A 1037-nucleotide genomic window follows, 5' to 3' on the forward strand; every position below is an offset into this window, starting at 1 on the left:
AAGTGATTGATAAGCGACCAATTGTACCTCATAGGTGATATTTACTTAAGCAAACTCTATAACCGACTAGAACATAAAATTACTTATTCATATTAAAAATAAATAGACATTCCCCTTAACACTACCCCCCCCCCCTCTAATTGATTTATAACGCACATTTAGACATAAAGCGAAACAGCATATTATGCTAATTTAGATTATTATGAATCAGCCTGAAAATACAAAGTATTAAAAATAAAAGATACTGACCAAGAAGTCATAGAGAAATTAAAATATAAGTACCGAATAAATAGGCGAAGCCAACGAAATCCAACAAATCATTGTAATAAAAGGCCTTAAGTATAAAAAAACAATACATTCCAGCTTTGTGATACCTGAAAAATATTTGATGAATGTTTCATTTTCTTTACTAAAAATGATGAAGCAATAGCTCTAAATCACACTTTAAGGATTTGACCTGTAACGAACCTATCTATTTTGAACGTAGATGTATAGTTTATTCCCCCGCATTAAGCTTTTATAGCAGTCGATTACATAGATGACATTCTCACTATGCAGTCTCACCACCAGCGCAAAGTTAAAGCTGCTAACGAAGAAACAACACGGGTGTGTGCAGTCACGACTAAACATACAAGTGCTCATGCATTTAAGCTTTAGCATAAGCAATAATATTTAGGATTAATTATGAGAAAGAAAATATTAACTCTTGCCATTAGTAGTGTCCTATCAACTATTGTTACAGGTTGTGCAACTCAGTCTACAGAGCAAGTTAATTCCCACAAATGGCTCCAAGATAAAGAATATAACCTGACAATTCTCCACACCAACGATAACCACGGTAATTTCTGGCAAAATAAATACGGTGAGCGAGGCATGGCAGCCCGTGCCACTTTGATAAATAATATTCGTAATGAAGTTAAAGCCGAAGGTGGTTCTGTACTACTGTTATCTGGCGGCGATATTAATACGGGTGTACCAGAGTCTGACTTACAAGATGCTGAACCTGATTTTATTGGAATGAACATGATTGGTTACGA

General features: G+C 34.9%; 1 pseudogene. It reads left to right on the forward strand.

Annotated elements, in window-relative coordinates:
- Positions 1-684: 684 nt before the first annotated feature.
- A pseudogene (locus BT797_RS10220) lies at positions 685-1037 on the forward strand (metallophosphoesterase); the annotation flags it as partial.

The sequence above is a fragment of the Moritella viscosa genome, from assembly GCF_900120065.1.
GTDB classification, from domain to species: Bacteria; Pseudomonadota; Gammaproteobacteria; order Enterobacterales; family Moritellaceae; genus Moritella; species Moritella viscosa.